The sequence below is a fragment of the Streptomyces sp. NPDC014764 genome (assembly GCF_043082785.1).
Classification (GTDB): domain Bacteria; phylum Actinomycetota; class Actinomycetes; order Streptomycetales; family Streptomycetaceae; genus Streptomyces; species Streptomyces althioticus.
This window is the reverse complement of sequence record NZ_JBIBXY010000005.1, coordinates 248,756-269,815: the sequence shown is the minus strand read 5'-3', so window position 1 is coordinate 269,815 and position 21,060 is coordinate 248,756. Positions and strand designations below refer to the sequence as shown.

12 protein-coding genes and 1 pseudogene are annotated in these 21,060 nt (G+C 71.5%); 5 read left to right on the top strand and 8 right to left on the bottom strand.

What is annotated here, in order from left to right; genetic code table 11:
• Nucleotides 1-52: 52 nt before the first annotated feature.
• Nucleotides 53-1,927, bottom strand: a complete 1,875-nt coding sequence (locus ACF1AG_RS15500; RefSeq protein ID WP_391809860.1) for an ABC transporter ATP-binding protein — start codon at nt 1,925-1,927, stop codon at nt 53-55.
• Between the two features lie 327 nt (nt 1,928-2,254).
• Here ACF1AG_RS15500 and ACF1AG_RS15495 point away from each other — a divergent pair, with 327 nt between their 5' ends.
• The 3 genes and pseudogenes from ACF1AG_RS15495 (at nt 2,255) to ACF1AG_RS15485 (ending at nt 7,564) form a co-directional block, all read left to right on the top strand.
• Nucleotides 2,255-2,830, top strand: coding sequence for a TetR/AcrR family transcriptional regulator (locus ACF1AG_RS15495; RefSeq protein WP_391809859.1), 576 nt, complete (start codon nt 2,255-2,257; stop codon nt 2,828-2,830).
• A gap of 53 nt (nt 2,831-2,883) precedes the next feature.
• Nucleotides 2,884-4,066 (top strand): annotated as a pseudogene (locus tag ACF1AG_RS15490) (GDSL-type esterase/lipase family protein).
• Nucleotides 4,067-4,288: 222 nt separating this feature from the next.
• On the top strand, nt 4,289-7,564 hold the full coding sequence (locus ACF1AG_RS15485) for a LamG-like jellyroll fold domain-containing protein (protein ID WP_359604914.1): 3,276 nt from the start codon (nt 4,289-4,291) through the stop codon (nt 7,562-7,564).
• A gap of 71 nt (nt 7,565-7,635) precedes the next feature.
• Here the strand turns inward: ACF1AG_RS15485 and ACF1AG_RS15480 are convergent, their stop codons facing one another.
• From ACF1AG_RS15480 to ACF1AG_RS15450, 7 genes are all read right to left on the bottom strand, one after another.
• Nucleotides 7,636-9,993 carry an AbfB domain-containing protein gene (locus ACF1AG_RS15480; protein WP_387796391.1) on the bottom strand — a complete coding sequence of 786 codons (2,358 nt, stop codon included), beginning with the start codon at nt 9,991-9,993 and terminating at the stop codon, nt 7,636-7,638.
• 128 nt (nt 9,994-10,121) lie between these two features.
• Nucleotides 10,122-11,156 (bottom strand): ABC transporter permease, encoded by a 1,035-nt coding sequence (locus tag ACF1AG_RS15475; protein ID WP_359606601.1) that lies wholly within the window; start codon nt 11,154-11,156, stop codon nt 10,122-10,124.
• Nucleotides 11,153-12,115: an ABC transporter permease gene (locus ACF1AG_RS15470; RefSeq protein WP_359606603.1), complete on the bottom strand. Its 963-nt coding sequence runs from the start codon at nt 12,113-12,115 to the stop codon at nt 11,153-11,155. The genes ACF1AG_RS15475 and ACF1AG_RS15470 overlap by 4 nt, the downstream gene beginning before the upstream one ends.
• A complete protein-coding gene (locus ACF1AG_RS15465; RefSeq protein ID WP_359606605.1) occupies nt 12,108-13,667 on the bottom strand; it encodes a sugar ABC transporter ATP-binding protein in 1,560 nt (519 codons plus the stop codon). The genes ACF1AG_RS15470 and ACF1AG_RS15465 overlap by 8 nt, the downstream gene beginning before the upstream one ends.
• 72 nt (nt 13,668-13,739) lie before the next feature.
• Complete coding sequence (locus tag ACF1AG_RS15460) at nt 13,740-14,834, bottom strand: ABC transporter substrate-binding protein (protein WP_359606607.1); 1,095 nt, start codon at nt 14,832-14,834, stop codon at nt 13,740-13,742.
• 273 nt (nt 14,835-15,107) lie between these two features.
• On the bottom strand, nt 15,108-16,130 hold the full coding sequence (locus tag ACF1AG_RS15455) for a LacI family DNA-binding transcriptional regulator (protein ID WP_359606608.1): 1,023 nt from the start codon (nt 16,128-16,130) through the stop codon (nt 15,108-15,110).
• Between the two features lie 410 nt (nt 16,131-16,540).
• Complete coding sequence (locus ACF1AG_RS15450) at nt 16,541-17,554, bottom strand: LacI family DNA-binding transcriptional regulator (RefSeq protein ID WP_359606610.1); 1,014 nt, start codon at nt 17,552-17,554, stop codon at nt 16,541-16,543.
• A 195-nt stretch (nt 17,555-17,749) separates the two neighbouring features.
• On the opposite strand from ACF1AG_RS15450, the gene ACF1AG_RS15445 reads away from it, so the two are divergent.
• The gene (locus ACF1AG_RS15445; RefSeq protein WP_387796383.1) at nt 17,750-19,576 is read left to right on the top strand and encodes a glycoside hydrolase family 2 protein; all 1,827 of its coding nucleotides are present in this window, start codon (nt 17,750-17,752) and stop codon (nt 19,574-19,576) included.
• Between the two features lie 106 nt (nt 19,577-19,682).
• A complete protein-coding gene (locus tag ACF1AG_RS15440; RefSeq protein ID WP_391809858.1) occupies nt 19,683-21,044 on the top strand; it encodes an extracellular solute-binding protein in 1,362 nt (453 codons plus the stop codon).
• Nucleotides 21,045-21,060 lie beyond the last annotated feature (16 nt).

The following is a 21,060-nucleotide window of genomic DNA, read 5'->3' as shown; positions in this document are numbered from 1 at the left end:
CGCACCCGGCCCGGAGACCGGCCCCGCACCGGCCGCTCCCAGCGGTCCCGGCTCAGCGGTCCTGCGACAGCCGCAGCAGGTCGGCGAAGGTGCCTCCCGCGTGCACCAGGTCGTCGTACCTGCCGTGCTCGGTGATGCGGCCCCGCTCCAGGACGACGATGTGGTCGGCGATCTTCGTGTTCTCCAGCCGGTGGGTGACCACGATGGTGATGCGGTCACCCGCGATGGCCTTGATCCGCTCGAAGATGCCGTGCTCCCCACGCGGGTCCATCTGCGACGTCGGCTCGTCGAGGATCAGCAGCGGCGGCCGCCGGTACAGCGCCCGGGAGCAGGCCAGCCGCTGCCACTGGCCGCCGGACAGCTCCGCGCCGCCGAAGATCTCCCGGGCCAGCAGCGTGTGGAGCCCTGCGGAGAGTCCCTCCACGGCCTCCCGCATCCCGACCGCGTCGACCGCATCCCACACCTCGTCGTCGCCCGCACCGCGCGGCTGCCCCAGTGTCACGTTCTCCCGCACCCGCAGCGGCCACTGGGCGAAGATCTGCGGCACCAGGCCCGTGCACCGCCACACCGAGGCCGGGTCGGCGTCGGCGAGGTCGACGCCGTCCCAGGTGACCCGGCCCTTGTCCGCGAGATGGATGCCGGTGACCAGACGGGTCAGGGTGCTCTTCCCGGACCCGTTCACGCCGACCACGGCGAGGATCTCCCCGCGCCGCAGCGTGAGCGACACGCCGTCCACGGCCGGCTTCTCCTTGCCCGGGTAGCGGTAGGACACCTCCTCCAGGCGGATCTCCTCCACCGGCGACGCGACCTCCACGGGCCCTCGCCGGGGAGCGCGCGCGGCGGCGTCGTCGAGGAACGCCTGCATGTCACCGAGGTACAGGCTGGTGTGGAACACCGCCGCGCCGTTCATCACGACCTGGGACAGCGCGGCCAGGGTCGTCTGCACGGCGATCACCGCCGTGGCGGCGACGCTCGGGGCGATGCGGCCGGAGGCCGTGAGCCAGGCGAGCGCCACCCAGGTCAGCACCAGGAACACGCCGCCGGCGAGGGACGCCAGCAGGGCGATCCGCAGGGTTCGCGGGGCCGCCGCCAGCGCCCTCCTGTCCACCCGCTCGGACAGGGCGCGGTACCAGTGAAGGATGTAGTCCGTCATGCCGTTGGCGCGGACCTCGTCGGCGTACTTCGGTGTGGTCGCCCACCAGCGCGTCATTCCGCGCACGGTGCGGTCGGCGATGTTCGCGTAGTGGATCTCGTAGTCGACGCGTGCGGTGAGGACGGCGCCCGCGCCCGCCGGGGCGACGGCCAGCAGGAGCAGCGGCAGCATCAGCGGGTTGAGCACCGACAGGACGCCGCAGGCCGTGACCATCCTGATGAGCGCCGCCATGAACCGCTGGGCGTCCGTCACCATCACATGCGTGCGCATCACGCCCATCTCCGCGGCCTCCTGGCGGTCGGCGAAACCGTCCACGGCGTAGGCCGCGGCCTCCACCCGGCACACGGCCTCGACCAGCGCGCAGTCGGTCTCCGTGGTCAGCCGCGGAGTGACGCGCCGCTCGGCGTAGGTGGCCAGTGCGACCGACCCGCGGGCGACGGCGCTCGCCGCCCCGACGACGGCCAGCGCGGGCAGGGCGTCGCGCAGCCGGTCGCCGACCGCGCCGGACCCCAGCAGCGGTCCCATGGCCCGGGCCGTCGCGGTGAGCAGGGCGGCCGCCGACACGCCGGTCACCAGCTGGCAGACGAGGAGCAGCACCACGGCCCGGCGGTCGATGCGCCACGCCATGACGCAGATCCGCCGCAGCACCGAGGGGAGCTGGGAGCACAGGGCACGGAAGCCGGTCTGGGCGAGCGGGTTCACGGACTGGTGGCCGGAGAAGGTGATCTCGGCGGGCGGAGGGGGCGGTACGGCCTGAGCGGTCTGTCGGGTCACGGCACTTCTCCCTGCTGGTCAGAGGGGTGAGGGCGACGGCACGAGACTCAACGAGACGGCCACTGGTATCGAACACACGTGTTTCGGACGACGTCCTCTCCGTGCGGCGAGCGGCGGCCCGGGTACGAGTCCCTCAACGCCGGGCGTCGTCTAGGGGCGCCAGTTGGCCAAAACGCCGATCACCGAGGCACCCCGCAGGGGCGCGGGGAACTGCCCGCCCGGCCCCCGCCGTCCCACACTCACCGTGTGAGCAGCTTCACCCCTGCTTCTTTTGCCTAAAGTCTTTAGGTGACGGCACACTGGCTGTAGCCAAAGGAAGGGACGCTCATGGTTCCGCGCGTAGGACTCACCACCGAACGCCTGACGACAGCAGGCGCGACCCTCGCCGACGAGGTGGGCTTCGACCAGGTGACCGTCTCGGAGCTCGCCCGGCGTTTCGACGTCAAGGTGGCGAGCCTCTACTCCCATGTGCGGAACTCGCACGACCTCAAGACCCGCATCGCGCTCCTCGCCCTGGAGGAACTCGCCGACCGCGCCGCCGACGCACTGGCCGGACGGGCGGGCAAGGACGCCCTCGTCGCGCTGGCGAACGTCTACCGCGACTACGCACGTGAGCACCCCGGCCGGTACGCGGCCGCGCAGTTCCGGCTCGACCCCGAGACGGCCGCGGCCAGCGCCGGCGTACGGCACGCGAAGATGACCCGCGCCCTCCTGCGCGGCTACCACCTCGACGAGCCGGACCAGACCCACGCCGTCCGTCTGCTCGGCAGTGTCTTCCACGGCTACGTCAGCATCGAGATGGGCGGTGGCTTCAGTCACAGCGCTCCCGACACGGAGGAGACATGGTCCCGCGTCCTCGACGCGCTGGACACCCTCCTGCGCACCTGGCCGCCGGCTTCCTGAACCGCCGACACGCCCCTCACGTCCACCCACTTCACCGAAAGACGGACCCGGACATGCCCTCCGCTTCCCACCCCACCATGACCACCCCCGTCACCCCCGAGCTCGTACGCGGCGCCCTCGAACTGGAGGAGACCCCCGACGGACTGCTGCCGCACCGTCTGCCCGCGTGGGCGCGCGCCCAGTGCGCCGACGGGCAGCTCGCCATGGCCGAGTCCCAGCCCTCCGGCGTCCGCCTGGTCTTCCGCACCCGCGCCACCGTCGTCGAGCTGGAGACCGTCCCCACCAAGCGCGTCTACGCCGGCGCCCCGCCCCGCCCCGAGAGCCTACGACCTGCTCGTCGACGGGCGGCTCGCCGGGCAGGCGTCCGCGACCGGCGGCAACACCGTCACCATCGACATGTCGACCGGCAGCGCCGAGTTGAGCTCGGGACCGGCGGGCGCCGTCCGCTTCGACGGGCTGCCCGGCACCGAAAAGACCGTGGAGATCTGGTTGCCGTACAACGAGATCACCGCGCTCGTCGCGCTGCGCACCGACGCCCCGGTCGAGCCCGCGCCCGCCTCCGGCCGCCGCACCTGGCTGCACCACGGCAGCTCCATCAGCCACGGCTCCGACGCCGCGAGCCCGACCACCACCTGGCCCGCGCTCGCCGCGGCCGCGGGGGACGTGGACCTGGTGAACCTCGGCTTCGGCGGCAGCGCGCTGCTCGACCCGTTCGTCGCCCGCACCATGCGCGACACGCCGGCCGACCTGATCAGCCTCAAGATCGGCATCAACCTCGTCAACGCCGACCTGATGCGGCTGCGCGCTCTCGGCCCCGCCGTGCACGGCTTCCTCGACACCATCCGCGACGGCCACCCCGACACGCCGCTGCTGGTCCTCTCGCCGATCCTGTGCCCCCTGCACGAGGACACGCCCGGCCCCACGGCCTTCGACTTCAGCCGGCTCGCCGAGGGGAAGCTGGCGTTCGTCGCCTCCGGCGACCCGGAGGAGCGGGCCGAGGGCAAGCTGACGCTGAACGCCGTACGCGAGGAACTGGAACGGGTGGTTCAGGCGCGGGCGAAGGACGACCCGCACCTGCACCTCCTCGACGGCCGCCTCCTGTACGGGGAGCGGGACCACGCCGAACTCCCGCTGCCCGACGGGCTGCACCCGGACGCGGCCACCCACCGGCTCATCGGCAAGCGGTTCGCCGCCCACGCCTTCGCGGCCGGCGGTCCGTTCGGCGCCGGCGACTGACCCGGACGGTGGCCGCTCCTCGCCAGGGGGCGGCCACCAGCCGTACATCGAACCTCTGTTGACGCACAGTCACCTCTGCGCAAAGCCTGGACAGCCGCCGCACCGCATGTTGTCATTCCGCTGCACACCGGATTTCCAACGTTGGAAGAACTCCCGGCGGAACTGACGACGGCCGCCCTCGTTCCGCCGTGGCCCCATGCACCCAGCGCGAGGAAAGGTTCGATGACCAGACGACACCCCCGCCCGAGATCCCGATGGTGGGCCGTGCTGACCGTGACGGCGCTCGCCCTGTCCACGGGCGCCCTGGCGCCTGCCGCCACGGCCGCCGCACCGGCCGTGGCCGACGGAGCCTCGGCCGCCCGCGCCGCGGACGCCGACGTGCAGGTGCACGGCCTGAGAGGCGAGTACTTCCGCATGTCCGCGCCCGGCGCCCGGGACTTCGCCGAACTCGGCGGCGCCCAGCTCGAGCCGCAGATCAACTTCGCCGGCCTCACCAGTACCTTCGAGGAGCTGACCGGCCGGACGGAGCACACCACCGCCCGCTGGACCGGCCAGATCGAGGTCCCGGCGACCGACGACTACACCTTCTACGCCATCGGCGACAACGGCTTCCGCCTCCACATCGACGGCGAGCCGGTCATCGACCACTGGGAGCCCGACTGGGACCGGGAGCAGACCAGCGCCGCCGTCCGGCTCACCGCGGGGAAGAAGTACGACTTCCGCCTCGAGATGTTCCAGGACGTCGGCGGGTCGAACATGTACCTGCGCTGGTCGACGCCGACGCTCCCCAAACAGCTCGTGCCGATGACGGCGTTCACCCCGCCCGCCGACTTCGAGGTCTACCCGGTCGAGCTGACCGTCGGCCGCGACGGCCGGACCCTGCGCGCCCGCTTCGGCGGCCGGGTCGGTGACCTCGGGCAGGTGGCCGGGCACCTCAAGGTCGAGGCCGACACCACCGCCCTGCCGATCAGGTCGGTGAAGACCGTCCCCGGCGACCGGAACAGTCTCCAGGTCACCCTCTCCGAAGCGGTCCAGAAGGCCCAGACGGTCCGCGTCGTCTACGACGGCGAGGGCGGCCTCACCGCCGGCGGCGAAGCCGTGCCCCGCATCGCCCGCTACGCCGAGAACGTCTCCACCCACCGCCTCACCACCCCGTGGGGCGACAAGGTGGACAAGAACAACCCGCTGCCCGAGTACCCGCGGCCCCAGCAGGTGCGGAAGCAGTGGAAGAACCTCAACGGGCCGTGGCAGTTCAGCGGCGCGAAGGCGGGGGAGCAGCCCGTCTTCGGCAGGGACCTGAACGAGAAGATCATCGTGCCTTTCCCGGCGGAGTCGCTGCTCTCCGGGGTCGAGCGGCACGAGGACCACATGTTCTACCGCAAGCTGGTGGACGTGCCGAAGAACTGGAAGGTCGGCAAGAGCGGAAAGAACCGGCTCAAGCTGAACTTCGGCGCCGTCGACCACCAGGCCCGCGTCTGGGTCAACGGCAGGAAGGTCGCCGAACACACCGGCGGTTACAACGCGTTCACCGCCGACATCACCGACGCGCTGAAGGACAAGGGGCCCCAGGAGATCGTCGTCGCGGTCACGGACACCGGTGGCCCCGACCAGCCGGTGGGCAAGCAGTCCACCAGTCCGGGCGGCATCTGGTACACCCAGTCCTCCGGCATCTGGCAGACGGTGTGGATGGAGCCCGTCGCCGAGACGTCCATTGACAACGTCGTCATGACGCCGGACATCGACACGAAGACCCTCGCGGTGACCGTCGAGTCCGCCGGCGCGTCCGCGAAGGCACGCGTCGAGGCCGTGGCCCGCGACCACCGCGGCAAGGTCGTCGGCAGGGTGACCGGCCCCGCCGACAAGCAGCTGAAGCTGCCGCTCGCCGAGCAGCACCTGTGGAGCCCGGACGACCCGTACCTCTACGACCTCGACGTCACGCTGAAGGACGGCCGGTCCACCGACACGGTCGACAGCTACTTCGGCATGCGGAAGATCGGCATCGAGGACGTGGGCGGCTACAGGAAGCTCGTCCTCAACGGCAAGCCCGTCTTCTCCCTCGCCACCCTGGACCAGGGCTTCTGGCCCGACGGGCTCTACACCGCGCCCAGCGACGAGGCCCTGGCCTTCGACCTGAAGGCGCACAAGCAGCTCGGCTTCAACGCGGTCCGCAAGCACATCAAGGTGGAGTCGCCGCGCTGGTTCTACCACGCGGACCGGCTGGGTCTGCTGGTCTGGCAGGACTTCGTCTCCGGCGACCTGACCAGCGCGAACGGCCGGAAGGCGTTCGTCGACGAGGGCCGGGAGATGATGCGCCAGCACCACAGCTCGCCCTCCGTCATCGGCTGGATCGTCTTCAACGAGGGCTGGGGCGAGTGGGACCGGCAGGAGACCGGCAAGCTCACCGAGGCGGTCAAGGCCGCCGATCCGTCCCGCGTGGTCAACGCGCACAGCGGGGTCAACTGCTGCAACAGCAAGGGCGACTCCGGCACCGGCGACATCATCGACCACCACGACTACAACAACGAGGACCCGCCCTTCCCGGACCACCGCGCGGCCATGGACGGCGAGCACGGCGGCTTCACCCTGCGCACCCCGGGGCACATGTGGCCCGGCCCGCCCACCGTCATCTACAGCGGCGTCGACAGCAAGGAGGCGCTGACCCGCAAGTACGTGGAGAACACCGAGAAGTTCTACCTCGACCAGGCCGCCGCGGAGCTGTCCGGCTCCGTGTACACGCAGATCACCGACCTGGAGAACGAACTCAACGGCCTCTACACGTACGACCGCAGGGAGATCAAGGTCGACCCGAAGCAGGTCCGTGACATCAACCTCAAGGTGATCGCGGCGGGCGCCTCCGCCGGCCAGCGGGAGCAGCTCGAGGGCGGCGGTCACTGGTCCCTCGACGAGGGCACCGGCACCACCGCCGAGGACGACGGCCCGAACGGCAAGGCGCTCGAGCTCACCGCGGGCGCCACCTGGACCACCGGAGTCAGCGGCAGCGCGCTGAAGTTCGACGGGCAGGGCCAGTTCGCCCAGACGGACGGCCCGGTCCTCGACACCACCGGCAGCTACACCGTCTCCGCCTGGGTCACCCTCGACGCGCTGCCCGGCAACTACGCCACGGCGGTCAGCCAGGACGGCCGGCGCCAGGCGAGCCCGTTCTACCTCCAGTACGGACAGGGCGCGTTCGCCTTCAGCACCCCTGGCGGACAACGGGCCCGCCTCGAGACGCGGCCGGAACTCGGCCGCTGGTACCACCTGGTGGGCGTGCGCGACGGCGCCACCAACCAGATCACCCTGTACGTCGACGGCAAGAAGGCGGCCACCGTCACCGGCGGCCCGAACTACGTCGGCTCCGGCCCCCTCGCGGTCGGCCGCGCCAAGTGGAACGGCGACGACACCGACTTCTGGAACGGCTCCGTCGACGAGGTGCACGCCTACGACAAGGCGCTGACCGCCGAGGAGGTGACCGCCCTCCACGAGGCGGAGAAGCCGTAACCCCCGCACGACACGACGAGGGGGCGGACGCCACGGCGTCCGCCCCCTCTCGCGTTCCCGTCACCCACGGCTCAGGGCGTCCAGGGCGCCTCCACCGCCCATGTGGTGTCCTCGGTGAACAGGACGGGGGAGTCGTAGGCGCGGCTGCCGCCGGGGACCGCCAGCCACAACTCGGCGTCGTAGTGGCGCAGATACTGCCCGGGGAAGTTGTACGCCGACAGCCTCACCCCGCCGCTCGCACCCCGCACCGGGCAGAACGTGGCGTCCGCGCGGAACAGGTCGCTGCTTCCGCCCTCCCTGTACACGCGGGATTCGCGGTGACGCAGGTACTCGCCCGGGTAGTTGCGCGACTCGAACGAATAGCAGGAGGCGTCCGCCAGACCGGGGACGATCCGCCAGGTGGCGTCGGCCTTCAGCAGCGCCGCGCTGCCGCCGTCCACCACCTCGGTGAACACCGCGCCGTCCTTGTGCCGCACGTAACGGTCCGTGTAGCCGGGGGTCGTGACGCGCAGCGAGCGGAACTGGCCGGTGGGCAGCGTCACCGGGGCGGCCGGCGAGCGGGAGGCGTCGATCAGCGCCCGGTTGGCCGCCCGGACCCGCGCCTCGTCGACCTTGACCACCTGACGGTCGTAGGTGAGCAGCCCGTTCGCCTCGTTCTCCACGTCGGTGATCTCCGTGTAGACGGCCGCGGACAGGCCCCGTGGGAGACGCACCTCCCGGATGCCGTCCAGGAGCCCGGCCAACCGGTTGTCCAGATGGGCGAGGGACGGCTGGTCCTCGTAGCTGAAGCCGCCGCCCGGGTACCACTCGTGGCCGGCCACCTTGAAGCCGAGACCGCCGAACTCGCCGAGCACCGCGGCGCGGCCTGCGTCGGGCACGGTGGTGCCGGGGCCGACGTAGACGTGGTGGTCGACGACGTCGCCGTTGCCGCCGTCGACGGCGCCGCAGCAGTTCACCCCGCTCATGTTGTCCACCAGCCGCGACGGGTCGTACGCCTTCACCTCGTTCGCGATGCGCGCCTGGTCGTACTGGCCCCAGCCCTCGTTCTGGTTCACCCACATGACCACCGACGGAGAGCTGCGGTGCTGGTCGATGATCCGCCGGTACTCGGCCTCCCACTGGGCGCGCCCCGCCGTGTCGGGCGTGCGTTCCATGGAGGGCATGTCCTGCCACACCAGCAGACCGAGCCGGTCGGCCCAGTAGAACCAGCGCTGCGGCTCCACCTTGATGTGCTTGCGCACCATGTTGAAGCCCAGATCCTTGTGCTTCTGCAGGTCGAACCGCAGGGCCGCGTCGGTCGGCGCGGTGTAGATGCCGTCGGGCCAGTAGCCCTGGTCCAGGGTGCCCGTCTGGAACACGAACTGCCCGTTCAGCACGGGCCGCAGCACACCGTCCACGCGGGCCAGCCCGATCGTGCGCATCCCGGTGTAGCTGCCGACCGAGTCGACCGTCGTGGAGCCGGACAGCAGGTCGGCGCGCACGTCGTGGAGGAACGGGTCGTCGGGCGTCCAGCGGCGGGCGTCCGGCACCGGGACGGTGAACTCCGTACCGACCGGACCGGTGGCCGTGCCGACCGTGACGCCGCCGGCCGAGACCGTCACGCGGGCCTGATGCCCGCTCGTCCCGGCGCCCCGCACAATGACCTTGAGCCGGTTGTTCACGAGGTCCGGCACCATGTCGAGCCGGGTGATGTGCGCCGCCGTCGTGGGCTCCAGCCACACCGTCTGCCAGATGCCCGAGGCGGCCGTGTAGAAGATGCCGCCGCCCGGATGCGGCCGGACGTCGTTCAGCCGCTGCTTGCCGACCGCCTGGCTGCCGTCCTGCGTGGGGTCCCACACGGAGACGACGACCGTGTTGACGCCGCCCCGGTTCAGCAGGTCGGTGATGTCGTACGAGAAGGCGTCGTAGCCGCCGTCGTGAACGGCGCCCGCCTGGCGGTCGTTGACCCAGACGGTGGTGCGCCAGTCGCTCGCGCCGAAGTGCAGCTGGACACGGCGGCCGTCCCAGCTCGCGGGGACGGTGAACGTGCGCTTGTACCAGAGCTTGTCGTTCCGGGTGATCCGGCGCTGGATGCCGGAGAGAGCCGACTCGGCGACGAACGGCACCCGGATCTGCTCGGGGAACGCGGCGGGCCGGCCGGCGTTCGCCGAGGTGACGGCGAAATCCCAGACGCCGTTGAGGTTCGCCCAGTCGGGGCGGGTGAGCTGCGGGCGCGGATACTCCGGCAGCGGGTTGTCGACCGGGACCTGGTTCGTCCACGGCGTGGTCATCGGCGCGGGCTTCGGAGTCCACGCCGCCGGCGCCGCGGTCGCGGCCCCGGGAAGCGTGAGGACGGTGCCGGCCAGCAGGGCCAGCACCGTCAGGACGGTCGCCGTCCACCGCCGTCCCCGGCGGACGGCGGGCGGGACGGGTGCGGGTGTTCTACGCATCGTCACTCCTCGGGAAGTGGGGGTGGGAGACGTGCGCGTGCGAAGGCGGCCGGATGCGCGAGAAGCGTGACCGGCCGCCGTACCGGGCGCGGCAGCGGGAGCCAGGGGCCCGCCGCCGCGCCCGGGGTCTACATCAGTTGCCGTCGGCGCCCCAGCCACGTCTGGGCGACGACCACCACGGCGAGGAAGGCGCCGCTGACGACCTGCTGGTAGGAGGAGTCCAGGGAACCGATCTGGTTGATGACGTTCTGGATCACCTTCAGCAGCAGCACCCCGACCAGCGACCCGCTGACGTAGCCGAGTCCGCCGGTGAGCAGGGTGCCGCCGATGACCACGGCGGAGATGGCCTCCAGCTCCATGCCGTTGCCGAGGATGGTCACCCCGGAGGCGAGCCACGCGGCGTTCAGCGCCCCGGCGAGGCCCGCCAGAACCCCGGACAGCGTGTAGACGAGGATCTTGGTGCGGGCCACGGGGGCGCCCATCAGCGCCGCCGCGTCCTCGTTGCCGCCGACCGCGTACACGTGTTGTCCGAACCGGGTGCGCCGCAGCACGACCGCCCCGGCGACGAACAGCGCCAGCATGATCCACACCGGGTTGCCGAGACCGAACGTGGTGCCCTGCCCCAGCTCGGCGAGGAACGAGCCCTTGCCGATGAGGTAGGTGTTCGCGCCCTCGTCGGTGATCGCCAGCATCAGACCGCGAGCGCCCAGCATGGCCGCCAGCGTGACGATGAACGGCGCGAGCCGCGACCGGGCCACGAGCAGCCCGTTGACCACGCCGACCGCCCCGCACACCACCAGCGGCAGCAGCAGCGCCACCAGCGTCCCGTGCCGGGAACCCCAGGCCGCCAGCACCCCGCCGAGCGCGAACAGCGAGCCCACCGACAGGTCGATGCCGCCGGTGATGATCACGAACGTCATGCCGAGCGCGACGATCGCCAGGAACGCCGAACTCGTCGCCATGTTGCTGACGTTGTCGCCGGTCGCGAACGAGTCGAAGCTGAACGTCGCCACCAGCGAGACGATGACCAGCACCGCCAGCGCGCCGTGCTGCTGCACCAGGGCGCTCAGCCGCTCCGAGCGCGCCGATCCGGCCGGCTCCGCGCCCGCCGCCTGCTTGTCCTTGTCCACGCTCACCGGCGCCTGCGTCTTCGTGACGGTCATCGCTTCCCCCGTCCCCGCGCCGCGTACACGGCGGCGACGATCACTGCGGCCTGCGCGATCTGCGTCCACGACGGCGGCAGATCGTGCTTGATGAGGGTGGCGGTGAGGAGCTGGATGAGGACCGCGCCCGCCACCGTCCCGGCGATGTTCACCCGGCCGCCGGTGAGCGGCGTGCCGCCGACCACGACGGCGGTGATGGCGGACAGCTCCATCAGATTGCCCAGCGACGTCGGATCGCTGGCCTGCAACCGAGCCGTGGCGAGCACGCCCGCCACGGCGGCGAGCAGCGCGGACACCACGTACACCACGATCAGCACCCGCCGCACGGGAAGGCCGGCGAGCTGCGCGGCCGGACGGCTGTCGCCGATGGCGAGGAGCTGCCGTCCGAAGGTGGTGCGGCGCACCGTGAACGCCACCAGCAGCGCCAGCACGGCCGCGATCAGGATCAGGTACGGGATGCCCAGCACGTCGCCCGAACCGAGCGACGCGAGCTGCGGGTTGCGCAGGTCCTCGAGCTGCGGCAGCAACACCAGGGCCAGGCCCCGCCCGCCCACCATGAGGGCCAGGGTCGCCACGATGGGCTGCACTCCGACCAGCGCCACCAGCGCCCCGTTGGCGAGGCCCGCGCCGGCGGCGAACAGTGCCACCACGAGCAGCGCGGGCACCAGTCCGTAGCCCAGGTAGAGGGCGGTCACCGAGGCCGCCAGCGCCATCACGGCGCCCACCGACAGGTCGACGCCCTCGGTGCCGATGACGAGGGCCATGCCCAGCGCGACGATGATGACGGGCGCCACCTGCACGGCCTGGGTGCGGAAGTTCTCCGCGGACAGGAAATGCGGGGTGATGACGATGTTCACCACCAGCAGCAGCGCCACACCGGCGTACACGCCGTACCTCTGCAGCCACTGCAGGGCGCGCGCCTTGTCCAGCGGGACGGTATTCAGAGCGGCTTCAGCCATCGGTGGCCGCCTCCTCGACCGCGTCCCGTGCCGGGGCGTCCCCGGCGATGGTCCGCATCAGCTCGTCCTCGGTGACCTCGTCGCCGGTCAGCTCGCCGACGACGGCACCGTCCTTCAGTACGACCACGCGGTCGGACCCTTCGATCAGTTCCTCCAGGTCGGAGGAGATGAGCAGGACGCCCAGGCCGTCCGCGGCCAGTTCGTCCACGAGCTTCTGCACCTCGGCCTTGGCGCCGACGTCGATGCCCCGGGTGGGCTCGTCCAGGAGCAGCACCTTCGGGTTCATCGCCAGCCAGCGGGCGAGCAGCACCTTCTGCTGGTTGCCGCCGGACAGTTCGCCGACCTTCTGCTGCGGCGACGACGCCTTGATGCGCAGCCGCTCGATGAACGTGTTCACGATGGAGTCGACGCGCGCCTCGGACACCAGCCCGAAGCGGGAGAGACGGGGGAGGACGGCCAGGGCGATGTTCTCCCGGACCGAGAGGCCCGGCACGATCCCCTCGCTCTTGCGGTCCTCCGGCAGCAGACTCACACCGGCCCGGATGGCGGCCGGCGTGGAGCCTGCCCGCAGGGACGCCCCGGCCACCACCACCCGGCCCGAACTCAGCGGCAGCGCACCGGAGATGGCCTTCGCCGTCTCGGTGCGCCCGGACCCGAGCAGCCCGCCGAGCCCGACCACTTCGCCGGGCCGGATGCTGACCGACACCCCGCGCAGCTGGTGCGGGACCGTCAGGTCCGTGGCCTCCAGAACCGGCCGGGTGCCGGTGGCGTGGTGGTCGCCGGTGAACTTGGTCAGTCCCTCCGACCTCACCTCGCCCAGCTCGCGGCCCAGCATGGTGGAGACCAGGGACAACCGGTCGAGGTCGGTCAGCCTGCCGTGGTGGACGCGACGGCCGTCGCGCAGCACGGTCACCGTGTCGCACACGGCGTACAGCTCGTCCAGGCGGTGGCTGACGTAGACGACGGCGATGCCCTCGTCGCGCAGCCGGCGGATCACCGAGAACAGCGTCTCGACCTCCCGCGGTTCGAGCGACGACGTCGGCTCGTCCATGATGACGATCCGCGCCTCGCTCGCCACGGCCCGGGCCAGCGCGACCATCTGCTGCGCGCCCACACCGAGGCTGCGCAGCGGCCGCCGTACGTCGACCCGGACGCCGTAGCCGCGCAGGGTCTCCTCGGCCTCGCGGTGCATGCGGGCGAAGTCCAGCAGACCGAAGCGGTTCCGCGGCTCGCGGCCGAGGAACAGATTGCGGGCCACACTCAACAGCGGGATGAGGTTGACCTCTTGGTAGATCGTCGAGATGCCGGCCCTCTGCGCCTCCAGCGGGGTGGCGAAGGAGACCGGACGGCCCTGGAAAACGATGTCACCGGCGTCGGGCCGGTACACCCCGGTGAGGAGCTTGATGAGCGTCGACTTGCCGGCGCCGTTCTCGCCGATCAGGGCGTGGACCTCACCGGCGTGCAGGGTCAGGTCCACGTCGTCCAGGGCCCGGACGCCGGGGAACGTCTTGCTCAGTCCGCGGACGGCGAGGACTTCGGCGGGGGGAGCCACCTGTGCCTCCAGGATGGGAAAGGGGGACGGACGGATCAGGGGCCCGGTGTGACGCGGGCCCCCGCGACGGGATCAGTAGGCCTTGCCGAGGTCCTGCTCGGCGTTGTCGCCGTCGTAGGCGCCGTCCTGGATGATGATGTCCTGCGCGACGTCCTTGCCCTGGGTGAAGTCGTCGAGCGTCTGGAACGCCAGCGGGCCGAAGCGCGGATTGGACTCGATGACCCCGCTGATCCAGCCGTCCACGACGCCCTGGACGGCGTTGCGGGTGCCGTCCACCGTGACGATCTTGACGTCGCCGGCCTTCTTGCCCGCGCCCTTCAGCGCGGCGACCGCGCCGAGGCCCATCTCGTCGTTCTCCGCGTAGATGCCCTTGATGCCGGGCTTCGACTGGATGAGCTGCTCGGTGACCTGCTGGCCCTTCTCGCGGGTGAAGTCACCGGTCTGCTCGAAGACCACCTTCAGACCGGGGGCCTTCTCGGCGACCCGCTCCTTGAAGCCCTTGGTGCGCTCGGTGGTGACGTTGTTGCCCGCCGAGCCCAGCAGGATCGCGACCTCGCCCTTGCCGCCGGTGGCCTCGATCATCTGGTCAGCGGCGCGGCGGCCCTGCTCGACGAAGTCCGAGGCGATGAAGGACACGTAGTCCTTGCAGGCCGTGGCGTTGATCTTGCGGTCGATGGTGACGATCGGGACCTTCTTGGCCGCGGCGGCCTGGAGGACCGGGTCCCAGCCGTCGGAGTTCAGCGGCGCGATCACCAGGAAATCAGCACCCTTGGCGAGCAGGTCCTGGACGTCGCTGATCTGCTTGGAGAACTGCGACTGGGCGTTGGCCGTCAGCAGCTTCACGCCTCTCTCGGCGGCCTCGTCCTTGATGGACTGCGTCTCGGCGATGCGGAAGGGGTTGGCCTCCTTCTCCGACTGGGAGAAGCCGACCGTGGCGTCCTTCAGATCGATCTTCTCGCCGCCGTAGGCGTCGATGGTGCAGGTCTTGCTGCCCGGCTTCGGCTCGGCCACCTTCTGGCCGGCGTCGGCGGCGGCCGTGGACTTCTTGCCGTCCGCCGCGTCGTCCTCCGACTTGGCGCAGGACGTCGCGGTGAGGGCCACGGCGGCGGCCAACGCCACGAGCACGGGACGGGCGAGGAGAAGGGAACGGTGAGTGGTGCGCTGCATGGTGACCCCGATCCGGGTGACGCTGAAAGGGAACTGGGGAGCCCGAAGGACGCGCATGGTGGAGCTGCTCCCCCTGTGCACAACGGCGTCCGGTGCGCCGCCAAGGGTGTTTTACATCGTTGGAAGAAGGCTGTAAACCCCTCGCGCACAAGGTGGGGAAGGGCTGCCGCAAAGGGAGTCAGGGGCGTGCGGAAGCGCGCGCCGGCGGTAAGCGCGTACTGCGACGGCAGCTCAAAGGCGGGGCTGCGGGCGTGACTTGTAAGGGCCGGCGGCTCAGGTCGCGGTCGTGCCCGGACGCCCCAACGTGCTCTCCCGCTCGACCAGCTGATAGTCCGCCCAGATACGCCGGGGCTCCGGGGCGTCGTTGCCCAGACGGGCCAGGACCGACTCCACCGCGAGGCGGCCGATCGCGGCCTTGTCCGGGGAGACCGACGTGAGCGTCACCGCACCGAAGCGGCCCTCGATCACGTCGTCGAAGCCGACCACCGCGATGTCCTCGGGGACCCGCAGTCCCCGCTCGTGCAGCACCCGCATCGCGCCGATCGCCATGGGGTCGTTGTAGGCGAACACGGCGTCCGGCCGCCGGCCGCTGTCGAGGATGTGCCGCATCGCCATCGCGCCGTCGGCGTGCCCCCAGCCGTCGACGGCCGCGACCAGTCCCTCGTCCGCCGGCAGCCCTGCCGCCGTCAGTTCCTCCCGCCAGCCGCGCACACGAAGCTGCGCCGGCTCACTGCGATCGCGCCGGGCTCCGATGAACGCCACCTCGCGGCGCCCCAGTTCGATCAGGTGCCGCACGGCGTCACGCGCGGCGGCCACGTTGTCGATCGCGATGTGGTCGTACGGCAGGTCGTAGTCCCGCTCGCCGAGAAGCACCAGCGGCACGTCCTGGTCGCGGTCGCGCAGGTCCTCGGTCCTCAGCTCGATCGGACTGAGGATCAGGCCGTCGATCACGCGCGCCCGGAAGCCCTGGCTCACCAGCAGCTCCTGGTCGCGCGAGCCTCCGGTGTGGTCCAGCAGCACGATGTAGTCGTGCCGGGAGGCCGCGTCGATGACGGAGGCGGTCAGCTCCGCGAAGTACGGGTTGCCGAGCTCGGGCAGCGCGAGCGCGATGATGCCGGTACGGCCCTTCCGCAGGTGCCGCGCGGCCAGGTTCGGCTGGTAGCCGAGTGCGTCGATGGACCGCTGGACCCGCTCGCGCATGGCAGGCGTGACGTGCTGGTAGTTGTTCACCACGTTCGAGACGGTCTTGATGGAGACCCCCGCGTGCGCGGCGACGTCCTTGAGGCTGACCCGCACGGCAATCCCTTCGTGAGCGGCCCGACCCGGTAGGCGGGTGCGGAATGCGGAGCCGTCACCTCGAGAGTCGTGTGCCGAGCCGCTGGGCTCAAGTTTTACAACGTTATACACGCCGTGACCGGGCAAAGACAAGGCTCCGGGCGGCGGCCGCCGGAGCACACCACCGCCCCGTCTCCCGCAACCGCGGTGGCCGCAGGACCGGGGGCGCGCCATGGCCCGGGACCGGTGCCTTCGACCCCGTCGCGGGCGCCGGTCGCATGCTCGGCGGGACCGCTCCCGCAAGGGTGCGTGCCGCGCGCCCACCTGTGTCGCCCGATCCGCCGAAGACACCGCCCGTGCCGGGTGCGTGCCCCGCACGAGACCGTACCGTCCGCCCTCCCGGACAGGGGCTGCCTGCCCCGCCGGCGCTCCTACCCGCCCGAACTCTCCCGCACCACCAGGCGGTGTCCCGCCGTCTCGTCCACCGCCGGCTCCCCGTCACCCCCGGCTTCTATCCGGTCCAGCAGCAGCTCCACCGCCCGTCGTGCGATGCCCGGCTTGTCGGGGGCGACCGAGGTGATCGTCGGGATGCTGTACCTCGTGGCCTCGATGTCGTCGAAGCCGACCACGTCCACGTCCACGGGTACCGACCAGCCGTCCTCGTGCAGTGCGCGCACCGCGCCGAGTGCCAGGTGGTCGTTCAGGCAGAGCAGCGCGTCCGGGCGCCGCGGCAGCCGCATCAGGGCGCGCGCGGCGGCGGCTCCGTCGGCCCAGTGGAACGCGGGCACGGGCAGGACCAGCTCCTCGGACACGGCAAGGCCCGCCTCGGTCAGCGCCTGTGCGTAGCCGGCGGTGCGCAGCCGGCCTGTGTTGAGCCCGCCCCGCAGATCGCCGCCGACCACCGCGACGCGCCGCCGCCCACGTGCCAGCAGGTGCGCGGTCGCCTCGCGGGCCGCGGCCACGTTGTCGATGGCGACGTGGTCCGCGCTGCCGGGGAGGTTGCACTCGCCGAGCAGCACCAGCGGCAGCCGGGTGTCACGGTCCTGGAGGTCGCGCGACCGAAGGGCGAGCGGCGAGAGGATGACCCCGTCCGTGAACTGAGCGTCGAAGCCCTGCACCGCGGCGAGTTCCTTCTCACGGCGCCCGCCGGTCTCCAGCAGCAGCGTGGTGCATCCCCGGCGCTCCGCCTCGGCCATGACGTGTTTGGCCAGCTCGGCGAAGTAGGCGATGTCCAGCTCCGGCACGGCCAGCGCGATCACTCCGGTGCGGCCTCTGCGCAGCTGGCGGCCGGCGATGTTGACCCGGTAGCCGAGTGCGTCGATCGCCTCCCGCACCGCGGCGCGGGTCCGCTCGGAGACGTGCTCGTAGTCGTTGAGGACGTTGGACACCGTCTTCGCCGAGACGCCCGCGTACTCCGCGACGTCCTTGATCCTGGGCCTGCCCATGCTTCCCTTCTTGTCCTTCTGCCGCCTCCGGGATCGTAACGGCCGCCCCTGTCGGCGGAACCGCCCACGGCGGGGGAGAGCGTCGGAGGGCCGCGCCGAAAACTTTCCGCCACTGCCATTTACATCGATGTAATCGTATGGTCGCATGGCCCCTGTTCGCAGCGCACCTGTGCACCCGCAGTGATGAGGAGCAGCATGAGCACGCCCCTGCCCCCGGACGTCCCGCGTCCCGAGTACCCCCGGCCCCAGTTCGTCCGCGAGGCGTGGCTCAATCTGAACGGCCGCTGGCAGTTCGAGACGGACCGTGGCGACAGCGGACTGGAGCGAGGGCTGCGCGACCGCGACCTCTCCGGGGAGATCGTCGTGCCCTTCTGCCCGGAGTCCGAGCTGTCCGGGATCGGTGACACCGACTTCATGGAGGCGGTCTGGTACCGGCGCACGGTCACCGTCCCGGCCGAGTGGGACGGTGACGACGTCCTGCTGCACTTCGGGGCCGTCGACCACGACGCCACCGTGTGGGTCAACGGCACCGAAGTGGCCCGTCACCGCGGCGGGTTCACCCCCTTCACCGCCGAGCTGCGCGGCGTCGCGGGCCCAGGCGAGGAAGCCGTGATCGTGGTCCGCGCCCGCGATTCCCGGCACGGCCCGCAGGCCCGCGGCAAGCAGGCCACCTGGTACGCCAACTCGCACTGCCACTACACCCGCACCACCGGCATATGGCAGACGGTGTGGATGGAACCCGTCCCCGCCGCCGCCCGGCTCAAGCGCCCCCGCATCACCCCCGACCTCGGCTCGGGCGCCTTCCACCTCGACCTCCCGGTCACCGGCAACCTGCCCGGCCACCGGGTGCGGGCGGTGCTCGGCGACTCCGACGGCGACGTGGTGACCGCCTCCGCCCGCGCCGACCTCGACCTGTGCCCCCGTCTGGTGCTGACCGTCCCCGAGGACCGGCTGCGCACCTGGTCGCCGGCCGACCCGCACCTGTACGACCTGCGCCTCCAACTCCTCGACGCCGACGGCGGCGTGGTCGACGAGGCCACTTCCTACGCGGGGATGCGCTCGGTCGCCCTGCACGGCAAGCGGGTGCTCGTCAACGGCGAACCGGTGTTCCAGCGCCTCGTCCTCGACCAGGGCTACTACCCGGACGGCCTGATGACCGCCCCCACCGACGCCGACCTGGTCCGCGACATCGAGCTCGGCCTGCGGGCCGGCTTCAACGGCGCCCGGCTGCACCAGAAGGTGTTCGAGGAGCGCTACCTCTACCACGCGGACCGGCTCGGCTACCTGGTGTGGGGCGAGTTCGGCGACTGGGGCTGCGAGACCGGCGTACGCGACGACAACCAGCGCCCCGACGCCAGTTACGTCGCCCAGTGGCTCGAAGCCCTGGAACGCGACCACTCCCACCCGTCGATCGTCGGCTGGTGCCCGCTGAACGAGACGTACCAGCACCTGCACGACCGCATCACCCAGCTCGACGACGTCACCCGGGCGATGTTCCTCGCCACGAAGCAGGCCGACCCCAGCCGTCCCGTCATCGACGCCTCCGGCTACGCCCACCGGGTCCCGGAGACCGACGTCTACGACTCCCACTGCTACGAACAGGACCCGGAGGCGTTCGCCGGGACCATGTCCGGCCTCGCCGAGGACCGCCCGTACGTCAACACCGGCCCGGACGGACGCCCCTGGTCGGTGCCGTACCGCGGACAGCCGTACTTTTGCAGCGAGTTCGGCGGCATCTGGTGGGACGCCGAGGCCGCCGCCACCGCCGCGGGCGACGAGAGCGAGTCCTCCTGGGGCTACGGCGAACGCCCCCGCAGCGTCGAGGAGTTCATCGAGCGCTTCACCGGCCTGGTGGACGTCCTGCTCGACGACCCCGACATGTTCGGCTACTGCTACACCCAGCTCACCGACGTCTTCCAGGAGCGCAACGGCGTCTACGGCTTCGACCGCGCAGACAAGTTCGACACCGACGTGCTGCGCCGCGTCCAGCAGCGCCCCGCGGCGTCCGAGACCGCCGGCTGACACCGGCCCGTCCGGCCGCGGGGGTCATCTCCCGCGGTCCTCGCACCGCCCGCCGGCCGCGGCGACCGCCGGTGATGTACATCGATGTAGAAAGAAAGGTAGTGTCATGGCCGACCTGCCAGGCCCACGGACCGCCTCCGCCCGGGCGGAGGACCTCGCACCGTCCAGGCGCGGAGTGCTCCGCGCCTCCCTGGCCTCCGCCGCCGCCCTCCTGGGCGGGGGCGCCCTGGCCGGCTGCGGGGCCGCCGAGGCCGCCGACCCGGACACCGTGCGCATGTGGGACCTGTTCAGCGGCGCCGACGGCGCCCTGCTCGACGAGCTGATCGACATCGCGGCCCCGGACATGCCCGGCACCGACGTCGACCGCACCGTCCTCGAATGGGGCACCCCGTACTACACCAAGCTCGCCATGGCCTCGGCCGGCGGGCGCGGACCGGACGTCGCCGTCTGCCACATGTCACGCCTGGCCGGCTACGCCCCGCTCGGCCTGCTCGACCCCTGGGACACGGGCCTCCTCGCCGAATTCGGCGTCCGCGAGGACGACTTCGCCGACGCGGTGCTGCAGCGCACCCGGTACCGCGACGAGACCTACGCCATCCCCCTCGACACCCACCCGTTCATCGTCTTCTTCCACCCCGAACCCGTCCGTGAGGCCGGCCTGCTGACCCGCGACGGCGACCTCGACCTCGACGCCTTCTCCAGCCCCGCCCGCTTCCTCGAGGCCGGCCGCGAACTGGCCCGCGCCACCGGGAACCAGGGCATCGCCTTCGGCTACGTCAACGACACCGCCCAGTGCTGGCGGCTCTTCTACGGCCTGTACCGGCAGACCGGCAACGACTTCGGCCTGCCGATCGGCGGCACCGTCACCGCCGACACCGACGCCATGGCCGAGGTCATCGCCTTCATGCAGAAGCTGGTCGACGGCCGCGCCAACCCGCACCGCCTCGACTACCCGGCCGCCCTCGCCAACTTCACCAACGGGCAGACCGGCATGATCCTGTCCGGCGAGTGGGAACTGGGCACCTTCCGCGCCGCCGACCCGAAGCTCGGCGCGGCCACCTTCCCCACGGTGTTCGGCACCCCCGCCGTCTACGCCGACGCGCACTCCTTCGTCCTGCCCCGCCGCCCCGGCCCCGACGAGGCGCGCCGCAGGCGCACCCACCAGGCGGTCGCCGCCATCCTCAAGGCCGGGCAGACCTGGGCGAAGGCCGGCCACATCCCGGCTTACCAGCCGGTGACCCGCACCCCCGAGTACGCCCGCCTGGAACCCCAGGCCCGGTACGTCACGGCCGCCGACCACGTCGTCCTCGACCCGCCCGTGTGGTTCGCCGGGGCCGGCTCCGACTTCCAGAACGCCATGTCGCAGGTGCTCCAGCAGGCGCTGCTGGGCGGCCTGGCCCCCGACCGCGCGGCCCGCGCCATGACCGAACGCGTCAACACCGCCCTGTCCCAGCCCAGTCCGGCCTGACCGCCGCGAAGGAGGC

What these genes read in the sequence shown, in the direction of transcription:
- ACF1AG_RS15495 (WP_391809859.1), top strand. Translation starts at nt 2,255, where the DNA reads ATGGTTCCGCGCGTAGGACTCACCACCGAACGCCTGACGACAGCAGGC.
- ACF1AG_RS15485 (WP_359604914.1), top strand. Translation starts at nt 4,289, where the DNA reads ATGACCAGACGACACCCCCGCCCGAGATCCCGATGGTGGGCCGTGCTG.
- ACF1AG_RS15460 (WP_359606607.1), bottom strand. Translation starts at nt 14,834, where the DNA reads ATGCAGCGCACCACTCACCGTTCCCTTCTCCTCGCCCGTCCCGTGCTC.
- ACF1AG_RS15470 (WP_359606603.1), bottom strand. Translation starts at nt 12,115, where the DNA reads ATGGCTGAAGCCGCTCTGAATACCGTCCCGCTGGACAAGGCGCGCGCC.
- ACF1AG_RS15475 (WP_359606601.1), bottom strand. Translation starts at nt 11,156, where the DNA reads ATGACCGTCACGAAGACGCAGGCGCCGGTGAGCGTGGACAAGGACAAG.
- ACF1AG_RS15450 (WP_359606610.1), bottom strand. Translation starts at nt 17,554, where the DNA reads ATGGGCAGGCCCAGGATCAAGGACGTCGCGGAGTACGCGGGCGTCTCG.
- ACF1AG_RS15440 (WP_391809858.1), top strand. Translation starts at nt 19,683, where the DNA reads ATGGCCGACCTGCCAGGCCCACGGACCGCCTCCGCCCGGGCGGAGGAC.
- ACF1AG_RS15445 (WP_387796383.1), top strand. Translation starts at nt 17,750, where the DNA reads ATGAGCACGCCCCTGCCCCCGGACGTCCCGCGTCCCGAGTACCCCCGG.
- ACF1AG_RS15480 (WP_387796391.1), bottom strand. Translation starts at nt 9,993, where the DNA reads ATGCGTAGAACACCCGCACCCGTCCCGCCCGCCGTCCGCCGGGGACGG.